Annotated in this window: 21 protein-coding genes; 10 read left to right on the top strand and 11 right to left on the bottom strand. The window is 46.5% G+C overall.

Annotated elements, in window-relative coordinates; all coding sequences use genetic code 11:
- The first annotated feature begins 31 nt into the window (after positions 1-31).
- From CD05_RS0107670 to CD05_RS0107655, 4 genes are all read left to right on the top strand, one after another.
- Positions 32-2296, top strand: coding sequence for an ATP-dependent Clp protease ATP-binding subunit (locus CD05_RS0107670; protein WP_028510016.1), 2265 nt, complete (start codon positions 32-34; stop codon positions 2294-2296).
- Between the two features lie 63 nt (positions 2297-2359).
- The gene (locus CD05_RS0107665) at positions 2360-3064 is read left to right on the top strand and encodes a thioesterase family protein (RefSeq protein ID WP_028510015.1); all 705 of its coding nucleotides are present in this window, start codon (positions 2360-2362) and stop codon (positions 3062-3064) included.
- Positions 3065-3275: 211 nt separating this feature from the next.
- A complete protein-coding gene (gene cysK, locus CD05_RS0107660; protein ID WP_028510014.1) occupies positions 3276-4205 on the top strand; it encodes a cysteine synthase A in 930 nt (309 codons plus the stop codon).
- Between the two features lie 332 nt (positions 4206-4537).
- Positions 4538-5164: an N-acetyltransferase gene (locus tag CD05_RS0107655; RefSeq protein WP_028510013.1), complete on the top strand. Its 627-nt coding sequence runs from the start codon at positions 4538-4540 to the stop codon at positions 5162-5164.
- Positions 5165-5212: 48 nt separating this feature from the next.
- Here the strand turns inward: CD05_RS0107655 and CD05_RS0107650 are convergent, their stop codons facing one another.
- The 9 genes from CD05_RS0107650 to adhE all read right to left on the bottom strand — a co-directional run bounded on the left by CD05_RS0107650 (position 5213) and on the right by adhE (position 14911).
- Positions 5213-6007 carry a nucleoside phosphorylase gene (locus CD05_RS0107650; RefSeq protein ID WP_028510012.1) on the bottom strand — a complete coding sequence of 265 codons (795 nt, stop codon included), beginning with the start codon at positions 6005-6007 and terminating at the stop codon, positions 5213-5215.
- A 33-nt stretch (positions 6008-6040) separates the two neighbouring features.
- Entirely contained in the window at positions 6041-6535 is a 495-nt protein-coding gene (locus CD05_RS0107645; protein WP_028510011.1) for a DUF3592 domain-containing protein, read from the bottom strand.
- A 3-nt stretch (positions 6536-6538) separates the two neighbouring features.
- Positions 6539-7171 (bottom strand): DUF3592 domain-containing protein, encoded by a 633-nt coding sequence (locus tag CD05_RS0107640; RefSeq protein ID WP_028510010.1) that lies wholly within the window; start codon positions 7169-7171, stop codon positions 6539-6541.
- Between the two features lie 56 nt (positions 7172-7227).
- Complete coding sequence (nadC, locus tag CD05_RS0107635; protein WP_028510009.1) at positions 7228-8067, bottom strand: carboxylating nicotinate-nucleotide diphosphorylase; 840 nt, start codon at positions 8065-8067, stop codon at positions 7228-7230.
- A 17-nt stretch (positions 8068-8084) separates the two neighbouring features.
- On the bottom strand, positions 8085-9638 hold the full coding sequence (locus CD05_RS17830; RefSeq protein WP_084262136.1) for an FAD-binding protein: 1554 nt from the start codon (positions 9636-9638) through the stop codon (positions 8085-8087).
- A 176-nt stretch (positions 9639-9814) separates the two neighbouring features.
- Positions 9815-11167: a S41 family peptidase gene (locus tag CD05_RS0107625; protein ID WP_028510008.1), complete on the bottom strand. Its 1353-nt coding sequence runs from the start codon at positions 11165-11167 to the stop codon at positions 9815-9817.
- Between the two features lie 58 nt (positions 11168-11225).
- Positions 11226-11789, bottom strand: coding sequence for a hypothetical protein (locus CD05_RS0107620; RefSeq protein WP_156947349.1), 564 nt, complete (start codon positions 11787-11789; stop codon positions 11226-11228).
- 21 nt (positions 11790-11810) lie between these two features.
- A complete protein-coding gene (locus tag CD05_RS0107615; protein ID WP_028510006.1) occupies positions 11811-12206 on the bottom strand; it encodes a hypothetical protein in 396 nt (131 codons plus the stop codon).
- Between the two features lie 95 nt (positions 12207-12301).
- A complete protein-coding gene (gene adhE / locus CD05_RS0107610) occupies positions 12302-14911 on the bottom strand; it encodes a bifunctional acetaldehyde-CoA/alcohol dehydrogenase (protein ID WP_028510005.1) in 2610 nt (869 codons plus the stop codon).
- On the opposite strand from adhE, the gene CD05_RS0107605 reads away from it, so the two are divergent.
- The 4 genes from CD05_RS0107605 to CD05_RS0107590 all read left to right on the top strand — a co-directional run bounded on the left by CD05_RS0107605 (position 14892) and on the right by CD05_RS0107590 (position 18291).
- Positions 14892-15140, top strand: a complete 249-nt coding sequence (locus CD05_RS0107605; protein WP_028510004.1) for a hypothetical protein — start codon at positions 14892-14894, stop codon at positions 15138-15140. The genes adhE and CD05_RS0107605 overlap by 20 nt on opposite strands.
- A gap of 396 nt (positions 15141-15536) precedes the next feature.
- A complete protein-coding gene (locus CD05_RS0107600) occupies positions 15537-16295 on the top strand; it encodes a phosphotransferase (protein ID WP_051588879.1) in 759 nt (252 codons plus the stop codon).
- 258 nt (positions 16296-16553) lie between these two features.
- Positions 16554-17078, top strand: coding sequence for a hypothetical protein (locus CD05_RS0107595; protein ID WP_156947347.1), 525 nt, complete (start codon positions 16554-16556; stop codon positions 17076-17078).
- 127 nt (positions 17079-17205) lie between these two features.
- Positions 17206-18291 (top strand): GDSL-type esterase/lipase family protein, encoded by a 1086-nt coding sequence (locus CD05_RS0107590; RefSeq protein WP_028510001.1) that lies wholly within the window; start codon positions 17206-17208, stop codon positions 18289-18291.
- Between the two features lie 46 nt (positions 18292-18337).
- Here CD05_RS0107590 and CD05_RS0107585 read toward each other — a convergent pair whose 3' ends face one another.
- Both CD05_RS0107585 and CD05_RS0107580 read right to left on the bottom strand, forming a co-directional pair.
- Positions 18338-18868, bottom strand: coding sequence for a hypothetical protein (locus CD05_RS0107585; RefSeq protein ID WP_028510000.1), 531 nt, complete (start codon positions 18866-18868; stop codon positions 18338-18340).
- A gap of 97 nt (positions 18869-18965) precedes the next feature.
- Positions 18966-22424 (bottom strand): glycoside hydrolase family 2 TIM barrel-domain containing protein, encoded by a 3459-nt coding sequence (locus tag CD05_RS0107580; RefSeq protein ID WP_242841242.1) that lies wholly within the window; start codon positions 22422-22424, stop codon positions 18966-18968.
- Between the two features lie 171 nt (positions 22425-22595).
- On the opposite strand from CD05_RS0107580, the gene CD05_RS0107575 reads away from it, so the two are divergent.
- Positions 22596-23666, top strand: a complete 1071-nt coding sequence (locus CD05_RS0107575) for an SGNH/GDSL hydrolase family protein (protein WP_051588878.1) — start codon at positions 22596-22598, stop codon at positions 23664-23666.
- A 49-nt stretch (positions 23667-23715) separates the two neighbouring features.
- Entirely contained in the window at positions 23716-24474 is a 759-nt protein-coding gene (locus CD05_RS0107570; protein ID WP_084262135.1) for a polysaccharide deacetylase family protein, read from the top strand.
- Positions 24475-24546 lie beyond the last annotated feature (72 nt).

Raw genomic sequence — 24546 nt, 5'->3', positions numbered from 1 at the left:
AATATAGAAAGAAAGGTTTGATGACATTATGATGATGTGCTCACGCTGTAAAAAGCGTCCTGCGGTTGTGTTTATATCGCAGATGAATATGAAAGACCCGAGCGCAAAGAAAAATGAGGGCCTTTGTCTTGTTTGTGCAAGAGAGCTCGGCATATCTCAGGTCGAGGATTATATGAAGCAGATGGGCATTACCGATGAGGAAGTGCAGGCTATGAGCGACCAGCTCATGGATATCACCGACGGTAATGACTTTGAAATGGGCGGCAGCAATACTATGCCCAATTTCTTAAGCAACCTCTTTGGCAATGCTTTCAACCCTGAGAAGACACAGGGTGATGCAAAGACTGATAAGCGCAGCGAAAAGGCAAAGGAAAAGAAGAAAAAGGAGCTTAAATTCCTCAATAACTTCTGTACTAACCTGACCGAGCGTGCAAGAGAGGGCAAACTCGATAATATTATCGGCCGTGAGCGTGAATGTGACAGAGTTATCCAGATACTCTCACGCAGACAGAAGAATAACCCTTGCCTTATCGGTGAGCCCGGTGTCGGCAAGACTGCTATCGCTGAGGGTATCGCTCAGCGTATAGTCGCAGGCAATGTGCCATACCACCTCCAGGGCAAGGAGATATATCTTCTCGACCTTACTGCACTTGTTGCAGGCACTCAGTTCAGAGGCCAGTTTGAGAGCCGCTGTAAGGGTCTTGTCGAGGAGGTTAAAAAGGAAGGCAATATCATACTCTTTATCGACGAGGTGCATACTCTTGTAGGCACAGGCGACAGCGAGGGTACCATGAATGCCGCCAATATCCTTAAGCCGTCTCTTTCAAGAGGCGAGATACAGGTCATAGGTGCGACCACCTTCAAGGAGTACAGAAAGTATATCGAGAAGGACGCAGCTCTTGAACGCCGCTTCCAGCCTGTGACTATTACCGAGCCTACTGTCGAGGAGACGACAGAGGTGCTTAAAGGCATCAGCAAATACTACGAAAAGCACCATAGAGTGCATATCGACGCATATACTCTTAAGATGTGCGCTGTGCTTTCCGAGAGGTATATCAATGACCGTTTCCTGCCGGATAAGGCTATCGACCTGCTCGATGAAGCGTGCGCTTTAAAGAGCATCAACACCCCTGAGATAGCAGAATTCGATAAGCTCAACGAGGAGCTCAAAAAGCATAAGGAGCTCGTTGAGGGCTATGAGGAGAATGAAAACCCCGACTATGAGATACTTGCTACAGAAAAGGCTGAGATATCCCGTATAGAGAACAGGCTCAAAGAGGTCGAGGATAAGCTCGCTGAGATATCAGTCACAGAAGAAGACCTCTCAAAGGTAATAGAGCTATGGACAGGTATCCCGGCAAATAAGATAGCTACAACAGAGTATTCCAAGATAAGGGGCTTAAAGGACGAGCTTTCAAAGCGTATCATAGGCCAGCAGGAAGCAATTGAGAAAGTCTCCAACGCTATCAGACGTACAAGAGTTCAGCTTGCAAAGCGCAGAAGACCTGCATCGTTTATCTTCGTAGGCCCCACAGGTGTCGGAAAGACAGAGCTTGTCAAGGTGCTCGGCGAGACGCTGTTTGACGCTACAGAGCCGCTTATCAGAGTTGATATGTCTGAGTATATGGAAAAGCACAGCGTTTCAAAGCTCATCGGCTCACCTCCGGGATATGTCGGCTTTGACGATGCCGGCCAGCTCACAGAAAAGGTGCGCCGCCGTCCTTACAGTGTAATACTCTTTGATGAGATAGAAAAGGCTCACCCGGACGTTATGAATATCCTGCTCCAGATACTTGACGAGGGCAAGATAAACGATTCGCAGGGCAGAAGCGTTTCCTTTGAGAATACAGTTATCGTCATGACCTCTAACGCAGGCTCTACCGATAAGGATACAGGTGTCGGCTTTAATAAGACCGACTCTGAAATATCTCACGATAAGGCTATGAAGGCTCTTAAAGACTTCCTGCGCCCAGAATTCCTTGGCAGAATAGATGAAGTCATCGTCTTCAATCCTCTTACAGAGGAGGACTATGCAAAGATAGCAGCCCTCATGCTCGACGAGATGAAGGAGCCGCTTGAGGAGAAGAATATCAAGCTCTCCTATGACGATAAGGCACTTAAGGCAATAGCTAAGAAGAGCCACAATAAGCACCTCGGTGCAAGAGATATCAGACGTGTTATCAGAAATGATATCGAGGATAAGATCGCATCTATCCTTATTGATTCTGATGATAAGATATCAGCTGCTGCTATTTCGGCAGACGATGAGGGAGAGATAACGGTCTCCTCCCTGTAATATGAAAAAATACGGGCGTGTGTGGTCTTTTTCATGCACGCTCTGTGATGTGGGTGAATAAATATGCTTAGTATTTCACGCAGAGTAGAGGTAAGTGATATAGCGCAAAACGGCCATATACGCCTGTCAGCACTTGTTGATATGCTTCAGGACTGCGCCTTTGACCATTTGCAGGCCGACACTACACTTAAGCCCTATTTTGCACAGACAGGAAATGTAATGTTCCTCGTTTCAAGACAGATAGATATAAAGCGTTTTCTTGTCTACGGCGAGCAGCTCACAGTATCTACATGGTGCTATGAGCTTAAGAGAATGTATGGTTTCCGTAATACAATTATTACCGACAGCTCGGGCAATGTCTGTGCCTGCGCTTATGAGACAGGTGCATTTGCCGACCCTGCGACCTCACGCCCTGTAAAGATACCGCAGGAGCTCGCAGATAAGGTCGAAAAGCACCCGGCTTATGATATGGAATACACTTCACGAAAAGTCGCTCTCCCGGAAAGCGAGCCTGATAAAACTTCACAGCTCGCAGTCTATGGCAGCTTTGTCGATATGTACGGCCATGTGAATAACGCCAGATATATCGAGCTGTCAGAGGACTTTATCCCAGAGGGGAGAGAGGTCCGCCGTGTAAGGATAGAGTATAAGCAGCCCCTTAAAAAGCAGTCAGCAGCTGCCCGTGCGTGGGTAAGTGATGACAACGTTGTCACAGAAATAGCTGATGAGCAGGGTAAAAGCTGCTGCGTAATAGAGTATTGCTTCTGAAAATATGTATAAAATGCATAGCCGGTGCTTTAAATAGCACTGGCATTTTGTTTTATCTGACAAATTCCATATAATCCTATTGACAAAGTAGGAATAATATGATATTATGTAATCACAGTAAAGATGAAATACAGAGACAGCAGGCAGAAAGCAAAACAGAATAAATTATTGCTGTGTCTCTGAATTTTTATAAAGAAAGGAACTGAATACTATGTCAAACGTAAAATCAAATGTATCCGAGCTTATAGGCGGTACACCCATTCTTGAAGCTTCACGCTTCGCAGCAGCTGAGGGTATTGATGCTAAGATACTCGCAAAGCTCGAACTTTTCAACCCCGCAGGCTCTGTAAAGGACAGAGTAGCAAAGGCTATGATCGAGGACGCTGAGAAGAAGGGCGTGCTCAAGGCAGGTTCAACTATCATCGAGCCTACATCAGGCAATACAGGTATCGGCCTTGCAGCAGTTGGTGTTTCCAAGGGCTATACAGTCATCCTCACAATGCCTGAGACAATGAGCGTTGAGAGAAGAAACCTTCTTAAGGCTTACGGTGCTAAGGTTGTCCTCACAGAGGGCAGCAAGGGCATGAAGGGCGCTATCGCTAAGGCTGAGGAGCTCTCAAAGGAGATAGAAAATGCAGTTATCTTAGGCCAGTTCGTGAACCCTGCAAATCCGCAGGCACATTTCGAGACAACAGGCCCTGAGATCTGGAACGATACAGACGGTAAGGTAGATATCTTTATCGCAGGTGTCGGCACAGGCGGTACAGTTTCCGGTGTCGGCAGATATCTTAAGCAGCAGGATCCCAATGTCAAGGTTGTAGCTGTTGAGCCTGAGACATCACCTGTCCTTTCCGAGGGCAAGTCCGGTGCTCATAAGATACAGGGTATAGGCGCAGGCTTCGTGCCCGATACTCTTGATACAAAGGTATACGATGAGGTCATCAAGGTGCCTAACGAGGGCGCATTCCAGAAGGGTGCTGCTTTTGCAAGGGCTGAGGGCGTGCTCGTAGGTATCTCCTCCGGTGCTGCACTCTACGCTGCAGCAGAGCTTGCCAAGAGACCCGAGAACAAGGGCAAGACGATCGTTGCTCTCCTCCCTGACACAGGTGAGAGATATCTTTCCACAGCACTTTTTGACTAACAGACAGATCATACTTCATAAAGCCCGGTGCCATTTTCCGGGCTTTGGATAATTACATACTCCTATATTGATTCAAGAGGTCTTAAGGAGGTAAACGAGCTGAGTGTTCGTTTGCTGCCTTGGGCCTCTTGTTTTGCTTGACAAATAATGGCCTTTGGTATATAATATACCTGTGGCGTGAGCCATAAATTATATAACTTAGGAGAGTGCTGTTTGAAAAAGTACGATTCACGAGAGATTGTCTGCTGACCGGGAGGTTTGCATTCGATCTTAACAAACCTCCCGCTTTTGTTAAAGTAGTTGAAGTCAACAATTTTTCAGGAGGAAAAACAATGAATAAAAATGACATAATAATTCGCATCGAAAAGGAAACAGAGCACAGAGAGGTAGAAAACCTCATAAGAGAATCATTCTGGAACGTTTACCGTCCGGGCTGTACCGAGCATTACGTTATCCACGTTTTAAGAAATGACCCTGCATTTGTCAAAGAGCTTGACTTTGTCATGCTTAAGGACGGCCGGCTGATAGGTCAGAATATGTTTATGAAGACTATCATCAAGGCAGACGACGGCAGGGAAGTTGACGTGCTGACAATGGGGCCTATTTGTATAACCCCCGAGCTCAAACGCCGTGGCTACGGCAAGATGCTGCTTGACTATTCGCTTGAAAAGGCAGCAGAAATGGGCTTCGGCGCAGTGCTGTTTGAGGGCAATATCGGCTTCTACGGCAAGAGCGGATTTGACTATTCGTCACGCTTCGGTATCAGATATCACGACCTCCCAGAGGACGCAGATTCTTCGTTCTTTCTGTGCAAGGAGCTCAAAGCAGGCTACCTTGACGATGTGACGGGCGTTTATCTTACACCGCAGGGCTATTATGTTCCTGATGACGAGGCAGAGGCCTTTGATAAGGGCTTTCCGCCAAAGGTGAAACAAAAACTGCCCACTCAGATATTCTGAGCAAAAAATGCAGGCAGAGGGTCATTCCTCTGCCTGCTGTTTTCATAATTATTTCTTTGCCTTGTCAGCTTTTATAAGCCGCTCTATTGCGCCGATCACGCACTTTATCGCTCTTGTCGAATCGTTTGTGATGTTGTCAGGCAGGCCTGCCTTTGAGCGCTCGACATTCCATATGGCTGTAAGCACAGCGCCGCAGCGTGCTCTCCTTGCAATAGATGCTGCATAAACTGCCGCACATTCCATTTCCGAGGTCAGACAGCCGCATTTTAGATAAGCGTCCCACCTGTACTTTATGTCCTCGCCGACAGGGGAGTTGTCAGGCTCGACCTCGCCGTAAAAGCTGTCCTTTGAGTGTACAACGCCTATGTGATACCTGTTGCCGTCCTCGTCGGAAGAGAGGGTTTCGGCTGAACTCTTAAGCGCTTCTATAACCTCAAAGTCCGCCACAGCCGGGTAGTCCTTCGGAAGATATTCGTATGTGGTGCCCTCGCCCCTTATAGCAGCACTTGCAATTACCAGATCGCCGCCCCATACCTTCAGGTCAATGCCGCCGCTCGTGCCGACTCTGATAAACGTGTCAGCACCGCATTTTACAAGCTCCTCAACAGCTATCGCCGCCGAAGGCCCGCCGATGCCTGTCGAGCATACAGTCACCATCTCGCCGTTCAGGTAGCCTGTGTATACATTGAATTCTCTGTTCTTTGCTATCTGTTTTGCGTTTTCAAGGTAAGCCGCTATCACCGGCACCCTGTCTTCGTCACCGGGCAGAATGCAGTATCTGCCTATCTCTCCCTGTTTTGCCTTGATGTGAAATTGCCTCTCACCGTCCATAATTGATGCCATAGCTTATGCCTCCTTTGTTATGATAACTTTACGTCAGTCAGTTGTTTTTTTAAGTTTGCCGCTTGCTACTAATATGCCTATTATCAGAAACAGTACACCGACGCCTATGCCTGCATACATCTTGACGTTTGATGTGTCGTAAAAATAGCTGTTGTCAGGGTCTTTCGGGTCGTAGTGGATTTCGAGCTTTGTGCCAAGAGCGTAAGGCTTCAGATTTGAGCCTACATCATTATCGCTGCCGACATATGTCTCACCGGCGACCTCGAATTCGTAAACAAGTCTGTAATCAGTAGATGCTCTATGCTTGTTTGTGGCAGTTTTCTTTTTGTGATACTCAGTGTATGTTTCGTAGTCAATAACTGTCGCTGCGGCTGTTGCTGTGCATTTGTCGTTCTTTTCCTTTGTTTTAAGACCCGACCATATACCAAGACCGAGTGCTGACACACCGCCGATGATAAATACCAGCCCGAATATGAGCATGAACCTTCTTATCTTTACAGGGTCTGTTATTACTATCTTTTTTGCCATTGCTTATACACTCTGTTCTTTCCTTTTTATGTTTATGCCTACTATTAAGAATATCAGCCCGAACACGAAGAAAAATCCTCCGATAGCATACAGTATCACCTGCACAATTATTAAGGCCTTGTCAACGTAGTATTCCTTCGGCTTGTCGGGGTTGTAGTGTACCTCGACTTCTTCGCCGACATCATATTTTGCAGGCTTTGTCGAGAAACTGCTTTTGTCCTCGTATTCCTGACCGTCAACCTCGTATCTGAATATAGGAGCATATGCCCCGTCGTCATTTATAACGTTCTTTATGACAACACCTGTCGTCGTTTCAGTGCAGCGGTCGTATTTGTCGTTCATGGTATTTGATACAAGTATGCATACAAGAGCCAGTATAATGCCGATCCCCATGAATATCCCGCCGAGCAGCTTGAAAACAAAGCTCGCATCAGCGCTGTTGTTTGCAGGCCTGCCGTTTATGCTCGCCCTTACGCTCACGCCGCCCGGCGTCTGATATACCTGCGGCTGCGGATAGCCTTGCTGAGGGTATCTCTGTTGCGGATATCCTTGCTGCGGATAGCCACCCAGCGGCTGGTTGTTGCCCATGCGCTGTTCAGCTTCATACTGCTCCTGAATAAAATCCTTATCTCCCATGATAATTCTCCCTTTTTTGTATTGTGCAAAAGGCTCTGAAACCAGAGCCCCTTGTATTATTTATCTATCTTCATTGAAATATCAAACGCCTTGACGGAATGAGTCAGCGCACCGAGCGATATGATGTCAACACCAGTCTCAGCTATGCCCCTGATAGTCTCGGCTGTGACATTGCCCGATGCTTCAAGCAGAGCCTTGCCGTTTGTTATCTTTACAGCCTGCGCCATGTCCTCATTAGACATATTGTCAAGCATTATTATCTCAACACCTAAAGAGAGCGCTTCACCAAGCTCATCAAGGTTTGCCACCTCGACCTCTATCTTGACGGTATGCCCCATTTTCTCACGCAGAGCCTTAACAGCACCGCTCATGCTGCCGTATGCATCAAGATGTGTGTCCTTAAGCATTGCGCAGTCAGAGAGATTGTATCTGTGATTTTTGCCGCCGCCGACTGTGACAGCGTATTTCTGTATCTGCCTAAGCCCAGGCAATGTCTTTCTTGTGTCTGCTATAGATGCCTTTGTTCCGGCAACGAGTTCAACACATTCTCTTGTCATGGTTGCAATGCCCGACATATGCTGAACAATGTTGAGCGCTGTTCTCTCGCCCTTTAAAAGCTCTCTTGTGTGGCAGGTGATGCGTGCGATTATGTCGCCCTTCTTCACCTTCTCGCCGTCTCTGATGTAAACCTCAGCCGTAGCCGTCGGGTCAAGCAGCGTGAATACTCTCACGGCAATGTCAATTCCGCACAGCACGCCGTCAGCCTTTGCAACATATCTTGCAGTCGATACCTTGTCAGCATCAACAAGATAGTCTGTCGTCACATCAACGTAGTTGATATCCTCGTTTAGTGCGGTCTTTATAAGTTCATCTATCTGAAACTGCATAAGTGCCATATCAAATCTCCTTGTTGTCAGAATAAATAGTCAGTCTCTTCCTTTTTCATAGAGAGCTCCTGGTCTTCAGAATACATATCCTCGCCCTCGCTTGTGGTAAGCTCTGCATTCTCGGTTATGATCTTCATGCAGTCTGAAAGGATAATGTAAGCACAGGTGCAAAGTGAGCACGCTTCAACATAATCACGGTCAACCTTGTAGTGGCCGTTGTCAAGGCTCTCCTTAAGCTCGCATATGTCTCTGTAGCCCTTGAATACTTCTTCAACATCAGGTATAACAAAGTAAGCGCTCTGCATAATGTGCCTTACCTTTGTCCTTATCCCGTGAGGAATGTGCGGAGCATCAGTCACATTCTCAAACTCAGCCTCTGTGAATCCCTGAGTGTGTGTCTTGTTTTTCTCTGCAATGTCGTGAGCCGCCCTGCGTGAGAATACAAGTGCTTCGAGCAGCGAATTGCTCGCAAGCCTGTTGTTTCCGTGAACGCCCGTGTGTGAGCATTCGCCGCAGGCATAAAGCCCGTCGACCGTAGTGCGTGCATATGTGTCAACATCTATGCCGCCCATAAGGTAGTGCTGGCAGGGGAATATCGGTATAAGATCCTTCGTCATGTCATAGCCTGCTTCGAGCAGGTTTTTGTATATCATCGGGAAGCGGTTTCTGATAAAGTCAGCGTCCTTGTAAGATATGTCAAGGAAGAATTCATCAGAGCCTGTTCTCTTTGACTCGAATATAATAGAGTGCGATACCACATCACGGGGGGCTAATTCAAGCCTCTTGTCATACCTGTGCATAAAGCGCTCGTGGTGGCAGTTTTTAAGATAAGCGCCTTCACCTCTTACAGCCTCAGAGATAAGGAAGCACTCTCTCTTGTCACGGTTGTTGAACGCCGTCGGGTGGAACTGAATGTAGCTCAGGTTCTTGATCTTAGCGCCTAACTTGTAAGCAAGTGCTATACCGTCACCCGTGGCGATAGCCGAATTTGTGGTGTATTCGTAAACTCTGCCGATGCCGCCTGTTGCAAAAATGGCAAAGTGGCTGTTTGCCGTCACGAACTTCTCATCTTTAAGAATGTGGAAGGAAAAGCCCGTGTCTGTCTTCTTGACATCAGTCATAACGGCGTTTTCCCATATCTCAACATTCGGCAGTGTCTGAACGTAAGCGAGGAGCTTTGTCTCTATCTCAAAGCCGGTCGAATCCTTGTGGTGGAATATTCGGTGCTTGCCGTGGCCGCCTTCAAGAGTGCGGTGGTAGTCGCCGTCAGGCTTTTTGTCAAAGTCAACGCCTAATTTTATTATCCTGTCAATGTCGATAGCCGCCTCGTGTACGAGCACGTCTGTCGAAACAGGGTCATTTTCAAAGCCGCCTGCTACGAATGTGTCCTGCTTGTGCAGCTCGGGGTCATCTTCGGGGCTCTTGTAAACACCTGCGATGCCGCCCTGAGCGAGTGCAGAGTTGCATAACGTCAGCTCCCTCTTTGAAAGCACGAGTATCTTAAGATTGCTCGGCAAGTTTATGGCCGAATAAAGCCCTGCAGCGCCGCAGCCTGCTATAATAACGTCATAGTTTTTCATATATATCACCTTAAACTTTGCTCTTTGGCAAAATAATTATACTTATTTTATTATATCATATGCTTAGACAAATTTCAAGGTCAATTACCCTTTTCACTCAAAAAAGCAAGAAATGTTAATATTTTGGTTACAAAAAAGCCTGCCTGCAGCATTTGCATACAGGCAGGGGAGTATTATCACACCTTTTCTTTGAGTATGTTCACAGCCTTTTCCATAGCTTTATCAACCCCGGCGGCGTAGCTTTCAAGGGTCTGTGCTATTTTTATATCAGGTGAGAAGCCCTTGTTGTATATGTCTTCACCGTTTTGTGCAAAGCATCTTCTTGTGCATATGCGGAAAGAACCGCCGCTTTCAAGCATTATCTGCAAGGGCTGCCCCGATGAGCCAGAGGTGTTAGTACCTATGAAAACAGCATCGGTGTGTGCTTTCATAACATCAATAAAGTCCTCACCGGCCGAGAAGGTGTATTCGTTCATAAGCACTGCTATCGGTGCTTTCAGCCTGCCGGGAGCGTGATTCTCTTTCTTTGTAATATCTCTCTTGTAGTAGATGTGGCGGCACATCTTGTAATCCTTTATGCTTTCCTCATCAGAGTATCTTTCTTCAAGCTCCCCGGGTGTGATATCTTTAAGGTCATCTCTGTAAATTCCCCACGCCTTGTGCGCCGGCTCATATATCTGCTCTTCTGCCCCGCAGCTGTCAAAGTCATAGTCTATGAACATAGCCGCTATCTTGTCAGCGTTGTCGCTGTTGCCGCCTATGTTTCCTCTTACATCTATAATAAAAGCCTTTGCTTCCTTTAGCCTGTCAAAGTGCGTGTATATCTCTTCTGGCATATTATTATCATCAAATGATGTGAATTTCAAAACAGCTATCCCGTCCTCACGCATCTCTGCTTTGAAAGTGCCGCCCTGTGCAATAAGCTCCTTTGATATGTCGTCCTTGAACGGCTGGTCGATGCTGCACCATTTCATCTGTGCGGGGGCTTCTCTTGTGAGTGTTTCTTCAAACGTTCTTCCCTCATGCTCAAAGGTCATATCAAGCGTGCTGCCAACTCTGCCAAGCATCAGCTCGTTCAAAGCAGAAAAGCTGCACGCAGCTTCGTTTGCGTGCCATATGTATGGGTAGCAGTTATCCTTTATGTATTCTGCCGCATTGGTGCCGTTTATCTTTTTAAGCACGCTGTAAAGCGGCACTCTGTCCTTGTATTCCTCGGTCGTGTTAATAACGGCGATCTTACCGTCAAACCCGAAAAGCAAAACCGGCAGCATTGAATAATACTGCGCATCCTGCATTATATCCATAGGCATTGTAACACCCGTGTGCCCGTCGCAAAGCATAGATACAAAGCGCATAAGCTCTTTGTAATAGACATAAATATCCTTTGCCGCCAATACTCTCGGAAGGACCTTTTTGTACTCCTCGTCCCAGTTGATATCCACCTTATCCCAGAATGCAAAGTTGTACTCCGCTTCCTTCCATATTGTTGAAAGTTCGTATATTTTAAGTTCGTCTGTTAATGTGCGCATATTGTTCTCCTCCTATAAAAAATCCCCGACAGCCTGTTGCAAGACCGCCGGGTGTATATTACCAAGTCTTTGAAAACAGTATTAAATTTACAAACAGTATATTTGCCACACACTGCGCTATCAGGCTTACTGTAGCAAAATCATACCCAAGCTTTTCGTGCTTGCTTGCCATGTCGTGCAGCCCTAATATAAAGGGGAGCAGACATACCTCAAAATCATAGAAGAAAGCAAAAGCCGCCGTTGAAAGCCCTCCGAAAAGCACCTTTTCATCAAGCGTCATCGTTATCAAAAACGAGCCCTTGTTTACAAGCAGTATCAGCATTATCACAGCTTCAAATATCGACAACGCAAGATATATGAAAGCATATGTGCATACAAAAAGCCTGTCATCATCGCACTTCGAGCTGAAATACTTCTTAAGCGGTATGCAGCCGAAGGTGCAGGTAAGATATACAAGCAGCTGTATCCATGAAACGGCCGTGTGGCTCTTTGTTGCAGAGTAGACCATAAACCCTATGATAAGCGGCGCTGCAAACAGCACGCCCTGTAATATGCAGGAAAAGATCATCCCGTTTTTTATGGCCTTGTCTTTTATCAAGCTCTTGTTTTTAATGGTAATCATCACCTAATGTATAATGTCCGGTCATTGCTGCTGATCTTTCTGGTATATCCTGATTATCACGCTCTCTATATCAGTCTCGCCCAAAGCGTAAAGCTCTCTGTCCATAAGAAAAGCGAGTGCCTTGCTGTCAGTGTATATCACAGGCTTGCAGTCAAGCAGGGTGGTACCGTTGTTTTCTATAAATACCCGGCATTTCTGCCCTTTAAAGTCAGTTCCTTCAAGCATATACCTTGCCGAAAGACTAAAGCTGCCGTCCTTGAATATCTGCGTGTCAACTCCGTCAGTGACAGTCTCGCCGCTAAAGAGCTCACCCTCAGCCCTTGCGTGAAAGTGCAGCATATTTACCGAGAGGTCGTCACTGCTGAGCCCGACGGTATTTGTGATATTAATATATAAAGTCATTACCGGCTCTCTCATAAGTAACTACCTCCTATGTGAATTATAGCACGTTTGATGTTTTCTGTCAATAACAAAAGCCCCGAAAATCCTCCGGGGCTTTGATGTTTGCAGTATTATTCACCAGTGTACTCAGTGCCGTAGTAGCAGGCGAGGTATATCTCCTTAAGCTCGCTTATAAGCGGATATCTCGGGTTAGCGCCTGTGCACTGATCGTCAAATGCATCTTCGCTCATCTGATCGAGAGTTGCAAGGAAGTCCTCCTCCTTGACGCCGTAGTCAGCGATAGTCTTCTTGCAGCCTGCAGTCTCTTTGAGCTCGTCTATCTTGGCAAGCAGCTTCTTGAATGTGTCCTTGTTGTCCTTGCCGAAGATGCCGAGATAGTTGGCTACCTCGCAGTATCTTTCAAGCGTGTGCGGATACTCATACTGTGAGAATGTTCCCATCTTGTGCGGTGCTTCCGATGCGTTGAACTTCATTACATTGTTGATAACAAGAGCGCAGCAGATGCCGTGGGGGAGGTGGTGGTAAGCACCCAGCTTGTGTGCGAGCGAGTGGCCTATGCCTAAGAATGCATTTGCAAATGCCATACCTGCCATAGTCGCAGCGTGTGCCATGTTCTCTCTTGCCTTGTATGCTGTCTGGCCGTTTGCAACGCACTCGGGCAGGTTGTCAAATGTCTGCTTGAGCGAGCGGAGTGCGATGCCGTCTGTAAAATCAGTTGCCATTACCGATGCATAAGCCTCTAAGTCATGTACCATGCAGTCAAGACCCGATGCAGCTGTCAGCCCCTTGGGTGCGCTCATCATCATGTCAGTGTCAACGATAGCCATGTTGGGCAGAAGTGCATAGTCAGTAAGCGGATACTTGTGGCCGGTCTTCTCGTCAGTGATAACTGCGAAAGGTGTTACCTCAGAGCCTGTGCCGGAAGAAGTCGGTATAGCTACAAAGTAAGCCTTCTCGCCCATTTTCGGGAATGTGTATACTCTCTTTCTTATGTCTATGAATCTCATAGCCATGTCCATAAAGTCAGCCTCGGGGTGCTCGTAGAGTACCCACATTATCTTTGCAGCGTCCATAGCCGAGCCGCCGCCGATAGCGATTATAACATCAGGCTCAAAGTCGCTCATCTGCTTAGCGCCTGCAACAGCACAGCTGAGTGACGGGTCGGGCTCTACGTCAAAGAATGTCTCGTGAATTATGCCCAAAGCGTCGAGCTTGTCGGTCACGGGCTTTGTGAAGCCGTTTTTGTAAAGGAAGTTGTCTGTAACGATGAATGCCTTCTTCTTGCCCATTACGTTTTTGAGCTCATCAAGTGCAACAGGCAGACAGCCTCTTTTGAAGTATACCTTTTCAGGTGTTCTGAACCAAAGCATATTCTCTCTCCTCTCAGCTACAGTCTTGATGTTGAGCAGGTGCTTTACACCTACGTTCTCGGATACCGAGTTGCCGCCCCATGAGCCGCAGCCAAGGGTGAGCGACGGTGCGAGCTTGAAGTTGTAAAGGTCGCCTATGCCGCCGTGAGAGGAGGGGGTGTTTACAAGTATGCGGCAGGTCTTCATCTTGTGTGCAAAGTAGTCAATCTTGTCCTGCTCGTTTGCTGCATCAACGTAAAGGGAAGATGTGTGGCCGAAGCCGCCGTCCTTTACGAGCCTGTCAGCTTTTTCGCAGGCATCTTCAAAGTCGTTTGCCTTGTACATTGCAAGTACGGGCGAGAGCTTCTCGTGAGCAAATTCCTCGCTTATGTCAACGCTTGTTACCTCACCTATGAGTATCTTGGTGCTCTCAGGTACCTTGACACCTGCAAGCTCTGCTATTTTATATGCGCTCTGGCCGACTATCTTTGCATTGAGTGCACCGTTTATGATGATAGTCTTTCTTACCTTTTCGGTGTCTTCCTTATTAAGAATGTGGCAGCCTCTTGCCTTGAATTCCTTCTTTACCTCGGCATATATGCTCTTGTCAACGATAACGCTCTGCTCGGAGGCGCAGATCATGCCGTTGTCAAAGGTCTTGGAATGGATAATGGAGTTAACAGCTACCTTTATATCAGCTGACTTGTCGATAACAGCAGGAGTGTTTCCCGCACCAACGCCGAGGGCAGGCTTGCCGCTCGAATAAGCAGCCTTTACCATTCCGGGGCCGCCTGTTGCGAGGATAATGTCAGCTTCCTTCATTACAGTGTTTGTAAGGTCAAGAGAGGGAACATCTATCCACCCGATGATGTTTTCGGGAGCGCCAGCCTCAACAGCAGCCTCCAGAACTATCTTTGCAGCCTCGATAGTGCTCTTCTTTGCTCTTGGGTGAGGGGAGAAGATTATTCCGTTTCTTGTCTTAAGAGCGAGCATAGCCTTGAAAATAGCGGTAGATGTGGGGTTTGTAGTAGGGATAACAGCAGCGATGATACCGATAGGCTCAAGTATCTTCTTTGTGCCGAACTCCTTGTCCTCCTCGACAACGCCGCAGGTCTTTACGTTCTTGTATGCATTGTAGATGTACTCAGCAGCATAGTTGTTCTTGATGACCTTGTCTTCAACAACGCCCATGCCTGTTTCTTCTACAGCCATTTTTGCAAGATATATTCTTGCCTTGTTTGCTGCAAGTGCAGCCGCCCTGAAAATTTTGTCCACCTGTTCCTGTGTGTACTCTGCATAGATAGTCTGAGCTGCTTTTATCTCTGCTATCTTTTCTTCGAGAGCCGCAACATTGTCAATTATCTTCGCCATGTCATTTACCTCCGTTAATAAACAACTGCATTTTCAGGCAATACCGCACAAGGAGCGTGCGCAGATCACGCAGTCAGATCTTTTGTCATATCACCCGGATCTGCCGCAGGAATACTACCGTATATTCCGTATACTAAAGTATGCGGAGACCGAAATGGGTGATATGGCGGAAAATGATAGTAAGATGCTTACAAAGCCGATAGGCGGTCTTTGTGCGGTATTGCCTTAACTTCTCATATAATAATGTAAGTTTCATTACCTTATAATAGTATTATATCAGATTGTTATTTTTTTGTCAATGAGTAAACTAACGGCATTTAGTCTGTTTTTTTATGGTGGTGTTATTGATTTTCAACAAATAATGAATTATCAGTGTATCGTTTGAAAAGATTGTGTTTTGTGCATCTTCAACATAAGGATATCATCCTGTATATCTAAAATGAATAAATCTCCGTCCGAATAATTACCTATAAGCATATTATATCTTAACAAAGTATAAACATTAGTGATTTTAACGAAAAAGCCTTGACATTTTGTATGCTTTGTAGTATACTATTGTATAACAAAACAAGGAATAATGCCTTGTTTATTTTGACAACTGTCTAAAATATAAAGGAGTATTGCTATGGAGCTTAAAAAATTCATCGCTGAGGGCGATATCTATGATGTTTATGAAGATGACGACAGATCTATAAGGGTGTATAAAAAGCCCGAGTATAAAGAGAAGTGCCTTTATGCAGCTCTTACTCATGCAAGATGTGAGACTACAATGGTAAATACTGATATCAAGGTGCCTGTTCTGCATGAGGTCGGCGTAGTTGACGGTAAATGGGCTATCTCGCATGACTGGATAAAGGGTAAGACCCTTTCTCAGCTCATGGCTGAAAACCCTGATAAGATGGATACCTATATCACCCGTATGATAGATATCCAGATGGAGATACACGCACAGTTCATGCCGCTTCTTTCAAAGCTCAAGGATAAAATGGCAAGACAGATAAAGAGCATAGGCCAGATAGACGAGATAAAAAAATATGAGCTTCTTACCCGCCTTGACTCTATGCCTAAGCATATCAAGCTCTGCCACGGCAGCTTCGAGCCTAAGAATATCATTTTCAATGATGAGGGTACTTATGTTATCAACTGGTCTAACGCAAGACAGGGCAACGCATCTGCTGATGTCGCAAGGACATATATGCTGCTCTGCCTCCACCACCCGGAGATAGCTGATAAATACCTTGATAAGTATTGCCTTATGAGCGGTACTTCCAAGATGTATGTACAGCAGTGGCTGCCTATCGTTGCTGCTGCACAGCTTATAAAGAACAAGCCCGAGGAGAAGGAGCTGCTTATGCGCTGGATAGATGTTGTAGATTATTCGTAATTATGTTTGTTATTCTTGTTTGGTCATAAGTTACAGCTTTGTAATTAATTGTTGTACTGATTGCACAAATATTTTTTCGCCGTTTGCTGATGATTTTAGCAAACGGCGATTTTTTGTTACAAAAATATTATATGTATTTACAGAATGTGATGAATGTGATATAATTTAATAGGTTTCTTAAGATAGGTGCCGATATGTGTGAAACAAAGATCATATAAAAAAGAAAAAAGATATAAAAAAATGAAAGGCAGTATAGAAATGAAAAGACTTGTTGCGACACTTGTACTTGCAGGCGTTATGGTCGGGATCAGTTCATGTGCATTCAAGGGAGAAGGATCGGTCTCCGATAACGAAACATCAAATAAGGCTCAGGCAGTAGTCACAGACGCTGTCAAGGACGATAGGGCAAAGCTCTGCGAGCTTCCTGAAGAAGCTAACGGCGCATTCAATACAATAATTAACACTGTCAAGAAGATATGCCCCCTCGAAAAGGGTATGAACAGACAGTATGGCTATAAGGGTCTGGAAAAGGTCGGAGATGCTGATTGCTATCTCTTCTCCGTTTATGACTTTGATGAGGATAATTCAAGCGTCAAGGTCGGCGATTTTGCCAAGGCTGTTGAGGGCGAGATGATCTATAAGCTCGTTGGCAGCAACTATGAGCAGGTCGAGCTCGGCGATGAAGAGCCTGCTGCACTTACTCTTTCCGATAACAGCAATGCATCAAAGAAAATGCTCAAAAATGCAGCAACTCTCGCTGCTGAAAAGGTTCTTGAGAGCTGATAATGAATAATGATTATGATCGGTGCTTATGCACCGATTTTTTTGTTGACTTTTGGCTTGTGAATGTGATATAATTAGTATTACAAAGAGACGTATGATCCGATTTTTTAAAAGGAGCTGATACACTATGGCAGAATTCGCTGTTAAGGGAAATAATTACCGCTTTAAAAAGCTGTTTGAAAAGGCAGGCAGGGGAGAGGATATCACAGTCGGCTTCCTCGGCGGCTCGATAACTATGGGCTGTAATGCAAGTGATGAGAGCAAAAGATATGTAAACCGTATATTTGCCCATTTTCAGGAGATGTTCCCAAAGTCAGAAATGACCCTCGTAAACGGCGGTATAGGCGCTACCACATCTCAGTTCGGCGCAGCAAGACTTTATGACGATGTGCTCAGATTTGACCCCGATATCGTGTTTGTTGAGTTCTCGGTAAACGATGATAATAACGATAAGCACTTTCAGGAGACATATGAGAGCTGCCTGAGAAAGATACTTACCTATAAGACCGAGCCTGCTTGTATGGTCATCAATAACCTTTTCTATGATACAGGCTTTAATGCTCAGGAGATACATAATGAGGCGGCGGCTTACTATGGTGTGCCTGCTGTCAGTGTGCGTGATTATGACTGGCCGAGGCTGCAAAGCGGCGAGCTTAAGCGTGATGACCTCACAGCCGATGGTCTTCACCCCAACGATAAGGGTATGGAGATAATCGCAATGCTTGTAAACGACGCACTTGATGAGATAGCTTCCGAGCCTGCCGATGAGCCTGCTGAGTTCCCCAAAAAGCCGCTTACCAAGGCAAGGTATGATAATGCAAAGCGTTTTGATAACAGAAACTTCACCCCCGAGATAAAAGGCTTCACAGCTGACTCCAAGCCGCAGAGGGATATCACCGATATCTTTAAAAACGGCTGGTTCTCGACCGAGAACGGTGCGTCATTCAAGGCCGAGGTCGAAGCTGCTGTCATATGCGTTCAGTGGCGCAGAACAATAAAACGCCCGGCACCTGTAGCCCTTGCGATAATCGACGGCGACGAGAAGAACGCTGTCACCTTGGACGCAAATTTCGAGGAGGATTGGGGCGATCTTATCTGCCTTACAAAGGTCTTCGAGGCAGACAAGCCTTCAAAGCATACAGTCGAGATAAGGGTCACAGATCAGCCTGATAATAATGTTCCGTTCTACCTTGTTTCTCTTATAACTGCATAATAATACACAAAGCCTGCGGTATCATCTCCGCAGGCTTTGATATTTCTCAGCCGAGCCCTTCCTCGGCTTTTTTCTTTAGCTTGGACATATATATGTGCAATACCAGCGCCCATAACAGCGTCAGAAGTATGAGCGGTATCAGTGCAGTGAACTTTGTAACTATCACCCCGGCTATCAGCGAGAGGATAACACCTGCTGTGTGCAGTCTTTTTGTGAGTGTGTATTCAAACGTTGAAACGATACAGCCTTTTCTGAGCCCTATTACTGTCATCAGCAGTGTGGGGATAACACTGAAAAACAGCGTCACAAGGCTGACACCTATAAATAGTATAAGCATCGTAAATGCTATCATTGCATTTGCTGTATGCCCCATTAGAACTACCGCCCAGGTGATGTCACCGCCGTCAGCATAAATGTCATTGATCTCGCCTGTGTCAATGAAATTGGTATGTCTGAGCACCCCCGAGAATTCAAAGGTGTATCCGAGTGCAAGATACATACACCAGAATATCAGAGCACAGAATAATACTATCCTCAGCTTGCCGCCGGCAGTCATGCTGTTTTGACCCTGTTCCATACATTGCACCTCCAATGAAGTTTGATAGTATTATACTCCGTAAAACAGGTTTTGTCAATAGAAAAGGAGCACACCGTCAGTGTGTGCTCCTTGTGCTTTATTCAAATCTGAATGACCTGAGGTCAAAGTCGGTTCCCGGCAGGAAAGTGAACGAAACTCTGCCCTTGCCGCTTATGCCGCTTATGTCAAATGCCCTCTCGGTGTATTCGCTGCTGCCCTTGAATTCGCAAAGAGTCAGCGCTGTCTCGTTATTGGTGAACTTGAAGTGAATCGAGTTTATGTCAAGCTCCGAGCGGCCTGTGATGATAAGCCTGCCCGGCTGCTTCTCTGTGAAGTCAAACTCGCCGTAGTCGATAACGACATTGTTTCCGATGTGTGTTATCTCACCCTCGCCGACAGTAAAGCTGTCGCCGTATATGTTTTCATAAAGACAAGCGTTTATCTCTGAGAATTCAACATCAGGCTTTTTAAAGCTGATGCTTCTTATCTCAAAACCGTCTGACGAACGTATGCTTATCGTGTGCATACCGGTCAGCTTCTTTGAAAGTGCAAATACCTCCGGCTCGTTGTATGTCAGCCATTGTGAAGGCTTGCAGTATTCGTATGAGCCTATCAGCTCGCCGCTTTCGGGTGTACCGTCAAATATCTCAAAGCTTACAGGCGTCTGCCTGTTCATGTATATCGGAAGGATCATCCTGTCACTTCCGTGCTTGCCGAAGTCTACATTGTCAAATGCCGCATAAGCATCTTTCCCGTTGAGGCTTACGCCCCTCTCGATGCCTGTTGTAACGCTTTCACCTCTTGTGAAAAGACCGCCCACGATGTCTTTGTATGCATCGAACGATGCCTGGCCAAGCCCGTCTGCCGTGAGCTTAAGCACGCTTATCAGCGAGGGCTTCTTCTTTCCGTTTTTGCAAAGTGCTCTGAGATATATCTCGCCGTCGCCCTTGCACCTGATAGTCACACCGTTTGCCGACTGCTCTGTTATTTCTGCGATGTTCGTGTCTATTTCCGAAACGGTCGTCAGGCGATAGGTTATGTCGTCCTTGTATGTGGCATTGCCAGGCTTGCATTCTGTCTTAAAGCTGAGTGTGTCATGCTCCTTGTCAAATGTCTTTCTATCGCCGGTCAGCTCTATCTTTCTTACAGGTGTCTCAGCACCAAACTTTTCAAAGTCCGGTGTGTAAGTGCTTATACTGCTGTTTGCGGATATCCCCTCGTCAGGTGTGCAGGATATCGTCATGAGCTCAAGCTCTGCACCCTCCAGTCCGGGTGATGAAGCCTTTATCTTTATCCAGCCTGCATTCTTTGTTGCTGCGATTATGGCAAGCAGCTTGCCTGAGAATAATCTCCTTGATGATGTCTTGTATTGCTCGTAATCGGTCGAATCACCGTTGTCAAGACCTACGAGCCTGCCCTCGCCGCTGACCTGGATATTCACACGGTCAACTGCATTGTTTACAGGTATGCCGTTCTTGTCATTAGCAGTGATCTGTATGAAGAACAGCTCCTCGCCGTCAGCCTTTGCTGTCATCTTGTCAGCTGCAAGTGAAAGCGAATACGAGTCGCCGAAGCTGCATTTCTCGTCTCTTGCTATCTCACTTCCGTTTTCGTCATATGCAGCAGCCGTGAGCGTACCCTTTTCGTATTTGTGCTTGACGTTGAGTATCAGGCTCTTTCCGTGATAGTGGTCGAGCGCCTTTTCGCCGATAAGCACACCGTTAAGGAATAGCCTTATGAACGGCGCATTTGATACTACGCATATGTCAATGTCCTGCCCCTCGTTGAAATCCCAGTAGGGGTATATGTGTATAAACGGCTTTTTCTTGTAGTCAGTCCACTCGGCCTTGAATATGTAGAAGCTGTCCTTCTCAAAGCCTGCCGTGTCTATCTGCCCGAAGTAGCTGTTCTTTGTTGAATAGGGTGTCGGCTCGCCAATGTAGTCAAAGCCTGTCCATATAAACTGTCCTGCGCAGTAATCAGCGTCCCTGTCAGGTATTATGCAGGCAAGCGTGTTCTTTGCAGCCCATGCAGGCGCTGAATTGCCAAGAGCCGAGCACTGCTCGTCGTCGTCACAGAGTATAGCTTCTTCAAGAGGGAAGTGATATATCCCTCTGCTCTGTACTACAGACGATGTCTCAGAACCGTATATCGCCCAGTCAGGGTGCTCTGCGTGCTGCTTGTCATAAAGCCTTTCGGCATAGTTGTAGCCGGCAGTCTTTAATATGTCAGCGCACTTCTGAGCGCCTTCCCATTGCATGAAGTTCGAGCCGATAGTCACCACGCCGTTTGAGAGTGGGTCATGCTTTCTTACAAGTGCTGCGAGCATCGAGGTTATCTCCTGCCCACGCTCGCTTGCGTGTGTGTCGTATATCTCGTTGCCTATGCTCCAGCCAATAACGCAGGGGTGGTTCCTGTCACGCCTTACCCATGAGCATATGTCCTTGTCTATCCATTCAGGGAAGAACCTCGCATAGTCAAACTCTGTCTTGCTTCGCTCCCACATATCAAAGCCCTCGTCAAGCACAAGAAATCCCATTCTGTCGCAAAGCTCAAGCATTTCCTCAGCAGGAGGGTTGTGGCTCGTTCTGATGGCGTTGATGCCCATGTCACGCAGCTTTAAAAGCTTTCTTTTCATGGCGTGTTTGTTGAATGCAGCACCGAGAGCGCCGAGGTCGTGGTGCTCGCAGGAACCGTGTATCTTCAGCCTCCTGCCGTTTAGCAGAAAGCCCTTGTCAGTTGTAAATTCAGCACTTCTGAAGCCGAATTCGCACTCATATGTGTCGATAAGCTCCTCGCCCTTGTAAAGCTCGGCCTTTAATATGTAGAGCTGCGGGTCAGCAACGCTCCAGAGCTTAGGCTCGCTTATGCTAAGGACTTGTGTGTTCTGTGTGTATTTGAAACCGTCTCTTACTATCTCAGCCGGGAGAGCTTTCTTGTCAAATGCATTGCAGCTGTTTGTGACAGCCGCTGCCTCCTCACGTTCGCCGCCGGATTGTGAATATATTGTCGTCTTTACGCTCAGCTGCTCTGCCGTTTCAGCCTCAGGACGCTCTGTCTGTGAAATGACTGTCACCCTGCCGTCTGTGCCGGCGCTCACATATACTCCGTCTGTGAGGAAGTGTGTCTGTTCGTATCTTTTGAGAGTTACTTTTCTGTATATGCCTGCACCCGAATACCAGCGTGAGTTCGGCGACTGATAGTCTACCCTTACAGCTATCTCGTTTTCTCCAGCTTTCAGGTAGTCGGTCAGGTCAGCTTCAAAAGGCGTGTAGCCGTATTTCCATTCAAAAGCCTGTACGCCGTTTACATATACCTTGCTGTCCATATACACGCCGTCAAAGCGCAGCGATGTCCGCCTGCCGTCCTCAGGGACAGTAAGCGTTCTTTTATACCAGCCTGTAGATGTCTCGTACAGGTCGTTGGTGTTATATATCAGCCAGTCGTGCGGCAGGTCAACAGCCTTAAAGCCCTCAGCGCTGCCGTATTCTGTTCCAAGCGTGCATTTGGCAAACTGCCACCCGTCACAGAAAAGCCTTTCTTCTCTCATTTTCATTCACTCTCCCCGAAATATCTTTGCTTTTATATTATATCACATATTCTCGTTTCTTTCAATATTATTTGTTGAAATAGTATAAATATTTTATCCTTGCTATTTACAATACTGTAAATGTGTGATATAATATGTTTTAATGTAGTGACAATAATAACTGCGAAGGTGATAAATATGAAAAAATTAACTCTTACAAATAATAATATCAAGCCCGTAGGCAGAACTTATTATTTTGAAGATGCTCTCTGGTCGGCTTTTTCCGGTACAGGTGCTGAGTTTGACTTTGAGGGTAAGACCCTTTATGTCACCCTGCTTGCCGATAAGTCCGCCGATGAGGAGGCAAAGGAGAACGTTGCAAGATACGGTGTCTATGTTAACGGTGAAAGAGTATGTGAGGGTACACTTAACGAGCGTGTAACAAAGCTCACAGTTATCAACAGCGAGCAGCCTGTCAAGGCAAGAGTTCAGATAATCAAGCTCTCCGAGTGCGCTATGTCAACAATGGGTATAGACAGCCTTGAAACTGATGACGATGCATCAATTACTCCTGCCCCTGTCAGGGAGAGGAAGATAGAGTTTATCGGCGATTCTATCACCTGCGGCTATGGCGTAGATGATGAAGACCCTCTGCACCATTTCAAGACCTCGACTGAGGACTGCACAGCGGCTTACGCATATAAGGCAGCAAGGGCTCTTGACGCTGACTACAGCCTTGTTTCGATTAGCGGCTACGGTATAATCTCCGGCTATACCGGAACAGCAGAGGAAAAGATAACCGACCAGTTAGTTCCGCCTTATTATCCCACGCTCGGTTTCTCCTATAAGAGCTTTGCCGATAAGCTCGCCCCCGAGGATATCCCCTGGGATTTCAAGCAGTTTGTCCCTCAGGCGATAGTTATAAATCTCGGCACAAACGACGACAGCTATTGCCTTGACCATGAGGACAGACAGCGTGACTATGCAGATAACTATAAGATATTCCTTAAAGTCGTAAGAGAAAAGAACCCCGATGCCTTCATCTTCTGCGGTGTGGGCATAATGGGTACACGTATATATAAAGCACTTGAAATGGCAGTCAATGAGTATAAGGCTGAAACAGGCGATGAAAGAGTGCTTGCTCACTGCTTCAAGGAGCATGATGCCGAGAAGGACGGCTTGGTTGCCGACTACCACCCCATAAGAAAATCACACGACAACGCCTGTGCTGAGATAGCACCTATCATAAAAGATACTATGGGCTGGTAAAATGATAAGAAGAGCTTTACTTATTTTGATGCTTGGAGGAATAATAGCTATGACATCTTGCGGTGAACATACAAGCTGTACGGTTGACAGTGAGCAGCAAAGCCCTGTAACATCCGCCCCCGATACACAGGCGCAGGAGGTCGTAACAAGCGTGCCCATTGGTCACGAAAAGGCTGAGGACTACGGAAAGGTGATAGCTCTGACCTTTGATGACGGTCCGAACACTTCCACTACCGGTGAGGTGCTCGATGTGCTTGAAAAATACGGTGTCAGAGCGACATTTTTCCTGATAGGGGATAATATCACCGAGCAGAGCAGCGAAAACATAAAGCGTGCCTATCAGATGGGCTGTGAGATAGCTAACCATTCAAAGACCCACTCGTATATGAATAAGATGTCCGAGGAGGATATCAAAGCGGAGATAGAGTTCACAAATGATAAGATAAAGGAAGTAATAGGTATCACACCCAAATTCTTCCGCCCACCGTATATCGCAGTCAACAAGACTATGTATGACAGCATCGACCTTACATTTATCTGCGGCTATGGCTGTGATGACTATGATGCAAAGGTCAACGCCGACTATCGCTATGAAAAGACGATAGAGCAGGCCTGCGACGGCGCTGTTATCCTGCTTCACGATTCGGCAGGCAATTTCCAGACAGTGCAGGCTCTTGAAAGGATAATTCCCGAGCTGCTTGACCAGGGGTATGAATTCGTCACCTGCTCTGAGCTTTTCTTTGCCAAGGGCGTGCCTGTTGACCCCGATGATACCAATATGTACAGCCTTGTTCAAAAGCAGGGCTGATGTAAAGCCGCCCCCGTGCGGCTTTCGCTTTGCAGGCAATAGTTTGTTAACTGTTTGTCAATTGACTAAGGT

This window comes from Ruminococcus sp. NK3A76, assembly GCF_000686125.1.
Lineage (GTDB): Bacteria > Bacillota > Clostridia > Oscillospirales > Ruminococcaceae > NK3A76.
Note: the sequence above shows the minus strand (reverse complement) of the source record. Positions and strands in the feature narration are given on the sequence as shown.

Bases quoted from the DNA above. Each gene is read 5' to 3' on its own strand.
- CD05_RS0107590 (WP_028510001.1), top strand. From the start codon at position 17,206: ATGGCAGAATTCGCTGTTAAGGGAAATAATTACCGCTTTAAAAAGCTG.
- CD05_RS0107585 (WP_028510000.1), bottom strand. From the start codon at position 18,868: ATGGAACAGGGTCAAAACAGCATGACTGCCGGCGGCAAGCTGAGGATA.
- CD05_RS0107620 (WP_156947349.1), bottom strand. From the start codon at position 11,789: ATGATTACCATTAAAAACAAGAGCTTGATAAAAGACAAGGCCATAAAA.
- CD05_RS0107625 (WP_028510008.1), bottom strand. From the start codon at position 11,167: ATGCGCACATTAACAGACGAACTTAAAATATACGAACTTTCAACAATA.
- CD05_RS0107615 (WP_028510006.1), bottom strand. From the start codon at position 12,206: ATGAGAGAGCCGGTAATGACTTTATATATTAATATCACAAATACCGTC.
- CD05_RS0107600 (WP_051588879.1), top strand. From the start codon at position 15,537: ATGGAGCTTAAAAAATTCATCGCTGAGGGCGATATCTATGATGTTTAT.
- cysK (WP_028510014.1), top strand. From the start codon at position 3,276: ATGTCAAACGTAAAATCAAATGTATCCGAGCTTATAGGCGGTACACCC.
- CD05_RS17830 (WP_084262136.1), bottom strand. From the start codon at position 9,638: ATGAAAAACTATGACGTTATTATAGCAGGCTGCGGCGCTGCAGGGCTT.
- CD05_RS0107580 (WP_242841242.1), bottom strand. From the start codon at position 22,424: ATGAAAATGAGAGAAGAAAGGCTTTTCTGTGACGGGTGGCAGTTTGCC.
- CD05_RS0107640 (WP_028510010.1), bottom strand. From the start codon at position 7,171: ATGGGAGATAAGGATTTTATTCAGGAGCAGTATGAAGCTGAACAGCGC.
- CD05_RS0107655 (WP_028510013.1), top strand. From the start codon at position 4,538: ATGAATAAAAATGACATAATAATTCGCATCGAAAAGGAAACAGAGCAC.
- adhE (WP_028510005.1), bottom strand. From the start codon at position 14,911: ATGGCGAAGATAATTGACAATGTTGCGGCTCTCGAAGAAAAGATAGCA.
- CD05_RS0107650 (WP_028510012.1), bottom strand. From the start codon at position 6,007: ATGGCATCAATTATGGACGGTGAGAGGCAATTTCACATCAAGGCAAAA.
- nadC (WP_028510009.1), bottom strand. From the start codon at position 8,067: ATGGCACTTATGCAGTTTCAGATAGATGAACTTATAAAGACCGCACTA.
- CD05_RS0107645 (WP_028510011.1), bottom strand. From the start codon at position 6,535: ATGGCAAAAAAGATAGTAATAACAGACCCTGTAAAGATAAGAAGGTTC.
- CD05_RS0107595 (WP_156947347.1), top strand. From the start codon at position 16,554: ATGAAAAGACTTGTTGCGACACTTGTACTTGCAGGCGTTATGGTCGGG.
- CD05_RS0107575 (WP_051588878.1), top strand. From the start codon at position 22,596: ATGAAAAAATTAACTCTTACAAATAATAATATCAAGCCCGTAGGCAGA.
- CD05_RS0107670 (WP_028510016.1), top strand. From the start codon at position 32: ATGATGTGCTCACGCTGTAAAAAGCGTCCTGCGGTTGTGTTTATATCG.
- CD05_RS0107570 (WP_084262135.1), top strand. From the start codon at position 23,716: ATGACATCTTGCGGTGAACATACAAGCTGTACGGTTGACAGTGAGCAG.
- CD05_RS0107665 (WP_028510015.1), top strand. From the start codon at position 2,360: ATGCTTAGTATTTCACGCAGAGTAGAGGTAAGTGATATAGCGCAAAAC.